Source organism: Tepidiforma sp. (assembly GCF_034433535.1).
GTDB lineage: Bacteria > Chloroflexota > Dehalococcoidia > Tepidiformales > Tepidiformaceae > Tepidiforma.
The window spans coordinates 1-7,012 of sequence record NZ_DAOUAO010000053.1; the positions used below are offsets into that span (position 1 = coordinate 1).

Annotated in this window: 7 protein-coding genes and 1 pseudogene; 1 reads left to right on the forward strand and 7 read right to left on the reverse strand. The window is 71.5% G+C overall.

What is annotated here, in order from left to right:
- Together VAE46_RS02745 and VAE46_RS02750 are read right to left on the reverse strand one after the other, a co-directional pair.
- Window positions 1–328: pseudogene (locus tag VAE46_RS02745) on the reverse strand (hypothetical protein); the annotation flags it as partial.
- 112 nt (window positions 329–440) lie between these two features.
- Entirely contained in the window at window positions 441–2,507 is a 2,067-nt protein-coding gene (locus tag VAE46_RS02750; protein ID WP_322795381.1) for a sodium-translocating pyrophosphatase, read from the reverse strand.
- 168 nt (window positions 2,508–2,675) lie between these two features.
- On the opposite strand from VAE46_RS02750, the gene VAE46_RS02755 reads away from it, so the two are divergent.
- The gene (locus tag VAE46_RS02755; protein WP_322795382.1) at window positions 2,676–3,680 is read left to right on the forward strand and encodes an isocitrate/isopropylmalate family dehydrogenase; all 1,005 of its coding nucleotides are present in this window, start codon (window positions 2,676–2,678) and stop codon (window positions 3,678–3,680) included.
- 3 nt (window positions 3,681–3,683) lie between these two features.
- Here VAE46_RS02755 and VAE46_RS02760 read toward each other — a convergent pair whose 3' ends face one another.
- From VAE46_RS02760 to VAE46_RS02780, 5 genes are read right to left on the reverse strand one after another with little or no spacing between them, the layout of a single operon-like run.
- Window positions 3,684–4,286 (reverse strand): hypothetical protein, encoded by a 603-nt coding sequence (locus VAE46_RS02760; RefSeq protein WP_322795383.1) that lies wholly within the window; start codon window positions 4,284–4,286, stop codon window positions 3,684–3,686.
- Entirely contained in the window at window positions 4,283–4,630 is a 348-nt protein-coding gene (locus VAE46_RS02765; protein ID WP_322795384.1) for a zinc ribbon domain-containing protein, read from the reverse strand. Before VAE46_RS02765 ends, VAE46_RS02760 begins: the two co-directional genes overlap by 4 nt.
- 39 nt (window positions 4,631–4,669) lie before the next feature.
- Entirely contained in the window at window positions 4,670–5,764 is a 1,095-nt protein-coding gene (locus VAE46_RS02770; RefSeq protein ID WP_322795385.1) for a hypothetical protein, read from the reverse strand.
- Between the two features lie 55 nt (window positions 5,765–5,819).
- The gene (locus VAE46_RS02775; RefSeq protein ID WP_322795386.1) at window positions 5,820–6,188 is read right to left on the reverse strand and encodes a YraN family protein; all 369 of its coding nucleotides are present in this window, start codon (window positions 6,186–6,188) and stop codon (window positions 5,820–5,822) included.
- Entirely contained in the window at window positions 6,185–6,820 is a 636-nt protein-coding gene (locus VAE46_RS02780) for a ribonuclease HII (RefSeq protein WP_322795387.1), read from the reverse strand. The genes VAE46_RS02775 and VAE46_RS02780 overlap by 4 nt, the downstream gene beginning before the upstream one ends.
- Window positions 6,821–7,012: the final 192 nt, after the last annotated feature.

The following is a 7,012-nucleotide window of genomic DNA, read 5'->3' on the forward strand; positions in this document are numbered from 1 at the left end:
CCCCAACCAGCGGACCCGCCGCGGCAGGCCGCGCATCGTCCCCGTCGAACACCTCCGCAACCAGCCCCGTTATCGATGCCGCCCCCCACCCGGCAAGCAGCGCACCGCCCGCCCAGGCGCCCCGCTCGAGGCTGTCCGCTGCCCACCACGTCAGCCCGAAGGCCGCCGCCGTCGCCGCAACCCCGCCCGCCATCAGCGCCGCCGCCAGCCCCCACGGGTCGATGCGCTCGCCCGGGAGCGCGGGACCCGGCCGGACCGAGCGGGCCGCCGCGCCCGCGACCACTGCGACCACCACGCTCAGCGGAATCAGCGCCTGCGCAAGCAGCATGAGCAAGCCCCCTGTGGCGCGGCCGTCGCCCCGGCCGCGGATGCCGCAGAATACGGAAACGGCCGCCGGTGCTCAACCGGCGGCCGTTCATCAGCCCTTCAAAGCCGCGGGCTCAGCCCACGAACAGGGGGCCGAACACCACCGCGACGATGGACATCAGCTTCAACAGGATGTTCAACGCCGGGCCGGCCGTGTCCTTGAACGGGTCGCCGACCGTATCGCCGACGACCGCCGCCTTGTGCGGGTCCGAACCCTTCCCCCCAAGGTGGCCCGCCTCGATGAACTTCTTCGCGTTGTCCCAGGCGCCGCCGGCGTTCGCCATCATCAGCGCCAGCACCGCCCCGCTCGCGATCGAGCCGATCAGCAGGCCGCCCAGCGCCTCCGCGCCGATCGCCGCGCCGATCACAATCGGCACCACCACCGCGAGCAGGCCGGGGATCACCATCTCCCGGATCGCCCCGTCGGTCGAAATGGCCACCGCCCGCGCATAGTCCGGCTTGCCGGTTCCTTCCATAATCCCCGGGATCTCCCGGAACTGCCGGCGCACCTCGTTCACCATCGCCATCGCTGCCCGGCCTACCGCGCCCATCGCCAGCGCCGCGAACACGAACGGCATCAGCCCGCCGATGAGCAGCCCCAGCATCGTGTCGACGTCGAGGATGTCGATCGTGTCGATGCCCACCACCTGCGAGTAGGTCACCATCAGCGCCAGCGACGTGAGCACCGCCGAGCCGATGGCAAAGCCCTTGCCCGTCGCGGCCGTCGTGTTGCCCAGGCTGTCGAGCGCGTCAGTCCGTTCGCGCACCGACGGGTCCAGGTGCGCCTGCTCCGCGATGCCGCCGGCGTTATCCGCCACCGGCCCGTAGGCATCCGTCGCCAGCGTGATCCCCAGCGGCGAAAGCATGCCCACCGCCGCCAGCGCGATGCCATACAGCCCCGCAATCTGGTACGTGACCCAGATCGCCGCGACGATGGTGATGAGCGGGATCGCGGTCGATAGCATGCCCAGGCCGAGGCCGCCGATGATTACGGTCGCCGGGCCCGTCTCTGCGGTCTTCGCCAGGTTCTGCGTCGGCCGGAATTCGTAGGCCGTGTAGTACTCCGTGGCCGTGCCGATCACCTGCCCCGCGACAAGGCCGATGAGCACCGCCCAGAACAGCTCGAACGGCAGGTCCATCACCACCAGCAGGGCCGCCGTGCCGGCCAGCACCAGGCCGCTCGCCGAGAAGATGCCGGTCCGCAGCGCCCAGAGCAGGCGGCCCATCGAGGCCTGCTCGCTCGTCCGCACCAGGAAGGTGCCGATGATCGCCGAGATGATGCCGATGCCCATCACCAGGAGGGGCAGCGCGAATGCCTTGCTGTCCCAGTTCGCAACATCGCCCGAATCGAAGACGCCCTTGTCCGCGCCGACCACCGCCGCCGTGGTCAGCGCCATCGCCGCCACGATCGACCCCGTGTACGACTCGAACAGGTCCGCGCCCATGCCGGCCACGTCGCCCACGTTGTCGCCGACGTTGTCCGCGATCGTCGCCGGGTTGCGCGGGTCGTCCTCGGGAATGCCTGCCTCCACCTTGCCGACCAGGTCCGCGCCCACGTCCGCCGCCTTCGTGTAGATGCCGCCGCCCACGCGCGCGAACAGCGCGATCGAGGAGGCGCCGAAGGCGTAGCCCGTCAGCGGCTGCACATCCTGGGTGACGAGGTAGACCACGCAGAGCCCGATGACGCTGATGCCGGTCACCGCGATCCCCATCACCGCGCCCGAGCTGAACGCCACCCGCAGCGCCGGGTTCAGCCCCTGCCGCGCCTTGGCCGCCGTGCGCACGTTCGCGCGAACCGCGATGTACATCCCCACGTAGCCCGTCAGGGCCGAGGAGATGGCGCCCAGCACGTAGGCCGCCGCCGTGCGCGGCAGGTCCGTCAGCTCGCCGTGCTGCGGGCCGAAGCGGTCCAGCACGTCATAGTCGACGAACACCGCCAGCGCGATGGCAACGATCACCACGAACGCCGCCAGGAAGGTGTACTCCCGCCGCAGGAACGCCGCGGCCCCCTCCTGGATCGCCCGCGCAATCGTGCGCATCGTCTCCGTGCCCTCGTCCTCCGCGAGGACCCGGCGGGCCGTGATCGCCGCGAAGAGCAGGGCAATGACGCCCGCCCCCAGCGCGATCCAGATGTTTTCCATGGAATTCCCCCGGTGCTCGGAATCTCGGCCGCGCCCCGCGGCGCGCCCGCTTCGCTAAACCGGCCGAATCCTACCAATCACCGGCCCTACACGGAATCTTTCCCCATTCCCCCCAGCGCCCCCGCAGGTGCACACTGTGGCCAGCACACCAGCCGGAGCATCCACGCCATGCGCGAAGTAGCCGAACTCAACGGCGATGGCATCGCCGGCGAACTGCGTGATGCCGTTCACCTCGTCAACGAGGCCCTCGGCTCTCCCGTCGCATTCCGCCCGATCGACTGGAGCCTCGAACGCCGCGAAGCCTCGCCTGCCGCCCTCGAAGAGGGCATCGAAGCGGTCCGCGCCCTCGGCGCCGCGATGAAGTACCCGACCGTCACCGAAACCGTCAGCCCCAACCAGGTCCTGCGCGACCGCCTCGGCCTCGCCGTCATCCACCGACCCTGCCGCTCCTACCCCGGCGTCTCCCGCAACTACACCGGCACCGTCGATATCCACGTCGTCCGCGTCGCCACCGGCGGCACCTACGAAGATGCCGGCATGCGCATCGGCTACTACTCCGCCGTCAGCATCCGTGTGATGGAGCGCACCCCCGTCGAGCACGCCGCCCACTTCGCCTTCCGACTCGCCGAAAGCCGCCGCCAGCACGTCGTCTCCACCAGCAAGTACACCATCCAGCGCGCCGCCGACGGCCTCTTCGAAGACGTCGTCGATGAGGTCGCCGCCGAGTACCGCAACGTCACCCACAGCCGCGAGCTGTTCGATGCCCTGCTCGCGAAGCTCATCATCAACCCCGAGCGGTACGACGTCATCGTCTGCCCGAACGAATACGGCGACTTCCTCAGCGATATGGCCTACGGCCTGATCGGCTCCATCGGGCTCGGCGCCTCCGCCTCCTACGCCTTCTCGAAGAGCCACCAGCCGATCATCGGCGTGTTCGACCCCGCCGGCGGCACCGCGCCCGACATCGCGGGCAAAGGGCTCGCCAACCCCTCCGGCGCGCTCGAAGCCTTCGGCTACCTGCTCCAGTTCTGCGGCCGCGCGGCCCTCGGCCGGCAGCTGGTCGATGCCGTCCACGACACCATCGCCGCCGGCGAAACCACCCGCGACCTCGGCGGCACGCTCGGCACCCTCGATTTCACCCGCGCGGTCATCCGCCGGCTCGCCCCGGCCTGAGGATCAGCCACCCCGCCGGATAACCATCGCCATCGTCAGGTCGCCGCGCGTCTTCTCGAGGATGCCGCGCACCTGGTCGGTGGTCCGCCGCAGGCCGCCGGTCATTGCATCCGGGTAGTCGATCGTGACGAGCACGCCGTACACGTCATCCATCGCCGCCAGCAGCTCCTCGCAGCCGTCCGGGCTCCCCGCCCGTAGACGGTCGAGGATGATGCGGCGCAGCTCGCCGACCGCCTCGCCGATGCCGTTCAGGTAGGCCGCGTCCTCCACCCCCAGCTCGCCCGGGCCGGGCACCGCCCCGCCGGTCGACAGCTCCAGCGTCGCCACCGCCTCCACCAGCTCCTTCTGCGCATCGTGCAGGAAGCCCGCGTGGTAGATGTCTGCGTGTCCCTCCAGCGCCCGTACCGCCTGCGCGTGGGTTGCCCGCGCCTCCCCGATCAGGCGCCGGGCGGCATCCAGCTCGCCCCGGTGCACCGCCCGGATGGCGTTCGCGCTCGTGCGGATGATCAGCCGGCTGGCCGCCAGCGCCTCCTCGCGCGCCGCGTTCTTGGCCGCGAACCGCTCGAGGATCCCCGCGACCTCCTCCCGGGGCAGGCCGCCGCTCACAGGTCCTTCACGGGCTCGGGGAATTCGCCCTCGCGCGCCGCGTCGATCATCTCGCGCGCCTCCTCGGGCAGGTCCATCCCGTACTCCTCGAACTTCTTCTCCACCCACGTCCCGATCTGGCGCGGGTCCCGGTAGTCCTCCGGGCCCCCCCGTCCGCTCGAGGGGTCGCCGTACTTCTCGAGGATCTCCTGCCGCGAGTACGAACGCCCGAACTTCGACATCATGCGGGACGTGTTCGCGCTCCCGCAGTGCTCGCACGGCGGCCGCACTTCGGTATCCATCTTGCGGGTGAAGTAGTTTGTGACCTTCTTGCAGTCCGCGCAGCGAAATTCGTAGATCGGCATGGCCCTATTGTCGAAAGCCGGGCCGGCCGTGTCCACGCGTCAGGGCGCCGGGTCGAGCAGCTCCCGGAAGCCCGAGGGCGCGTGCGGCCCAACCGCGAGGATCTCGAACACGCCGAGCCCTTCCTGCCCGCCGGCGCGCACCCGTGAGAGCTGCTGCACGTGCAGGTTCTGCAGCGGCTGCTCCTTCGCGACCTCGTACTCCGTCCCGTCCACGGCGGCCTCGCCCACCCATATCCCGTGCCCCCACGTCGGTTCGCCGTAGCCGAGCCCCTTCATCAGGAAGGTGGTCAGCGGCTCGAACTCGATCGCCAGCGGTTCGCCGCCGCCCTTCGGCGTCAGCGTCACCACCGCCGACTGCAGCCAGCGGGTCCCGCTGCGGAAGCGCAGCTGCGTCGCCACCTCCGCCTCGACCGCCTCCTCGGCCGGGAACGGCCGCAAAATGACCCCGGATTCGTGCCAGCGCGTCCCGTCTGCCAGCTCCGAAACGGTCGCCAGCACGCACAGGTCCGGGAAGTTCACCGGCGCCCAGTTCCAGAAGAACTGCGGCGGCTCCTGCGGCGGTGCGCCGCGCGGGTCCCTCCCGCCGACCGGCCGGATGCCCCACGAGTGGTCGCGCGAACCCCACCATGGCGCCCCTTCCAGCCGCCACTCCCGGCCATCCACCCGCAGCCAGCCGCTCCACGTCCCGTGCTGGGTCATCCGCGTGTAGTCCATCACCGGCACGTTGCCGGCCAGCCGGAAGAAGTGCGGCTCCTCCACCGGGATCGCCCGCGCGGTGAAGCGCAGCTCCGCCTCGATCCCGTAGGCGTTCGGCTCGACCCTCACCAGCAGCTCGCGCAGCGGGCGCACCACCTCGACCCGGATCGGGCCCACGGCGGTCGCCAGCCGGTCCGCCCCCAGCCGCTGCGAGGCCCGCACCACCCGCTGCCGCCCCTCGAAGGCCACGCTGAAGGCGGCGTCCGTCACCCCGAGGTTCGGGTACTGGCCCATCGCCACGCCGAAATAGACGTCGCCGCCCGGGGCGTAGCCGTTGAAGAAGTAGCGGTCGTAGAAATTGCGGTCGCTGGTGGCCACCCGGTCGACCGGGTACGGGGTCTGGTGGATCAGGTAGTCGTCGGCCGGCGTGATCGGCATGGCAGGCTCCGCGCGCGAGTCTCGGCGCGACGATACCGGCCTGCCGGTGAACGGGTCAAAGCCCGGGCACTTCGACGCCGCGGAAGTGCCGGCAGCCCAGCGCCCGGCCGCGGGCATCCAGCTCGACCGCGACCACGTCCAGCCGGGTCAGCTCCGGGTCGACCCCCTCCCGCTCGCACCACGCCCGCGCGCAGGCCGCCACCCGCGCCAGCTTGGCCGCCGTCACCGATTCGGCCCCCGCCCCGGCTGCGCCCCGGCGGGTGCGCACCTCGACGAAGACGAGCGTCTCCCCGTCACGCGCAATCAGGTCCACCTCGTTCCGCTCGATCCGCACGTTGCGCGCGATGATGACCAGCCCCGCGCGTTCGAGATGCTGCGCCGCCAGCCGCTCGCCCAGCGCCCCGAGTCCCTGCCGGGCGGTCACCAGGGCAGCCCGAACTGCGCCACCGGGGCGTAGCTCTTCCGGTGCACCGGGCTCGGTCCCAGCCGCGCCAGCCGCTGGCGGTGCTCCGGCGTCGGGTAGCCCTTGTGCCGGCAGAAGCCATAGCCAGGGTACCGGGCACACAGCTCGACCATCGCTGCGTCGCGCGCCACCTTGGCCACGATCGAGGCCGCCGCCACCGCCACGCTGAGCGCATCCCCGTCGATCACGGCCCGCACGTTTGGCAGCGGCAGGTCGAGCGCGTCGCTGATGACGGCATCCGGCCGCACCCCCAGGGCTTCGAAGGCGCGCAGCATGCAGAGCCGCCGGGCCGGCAGGATGCCCAGCCGGTCGATCTCCTCGACCGAGGCCCAGCCAACTGCCCAGGGCACGCTCGCCTGGACCTGCGCGGCGAGACGCTCCCGGGCCGCCTCGCTCAGCACCTTCGAATCGCGCACCTCGGCGTACCAGGCGAAACGGCGCCCGCGGGGCAGCGCCACCACGCCCGCCGTCACCGGGCCGGCCAGCGGCCCCACCCCCACCTCATCGACCCCGGCCACCCAGGCCGCCCCGCAGCGCCATGCCTCGCGTTCGAACCGCAGCGAAGGAACCGGGGTGCCCGTTGCGCTCCCCATCGGCCGCATCCTGCCACGCGGCAGCCCAACGCTGAAGTGGAAGGTGGGAGGTGGGAGGTTGGAGGTTGGAGGTTGGAGCAGGGAGCCGGGACCCACCCCGTGCCCCGACACCGCCCGGGAGCGGGAAGCCCCGCCCGTGCCCTGTCCCCGCCCGGGAGCCGGGAGCCCCCTGTGCCCTGTCCCCGCCCGGGA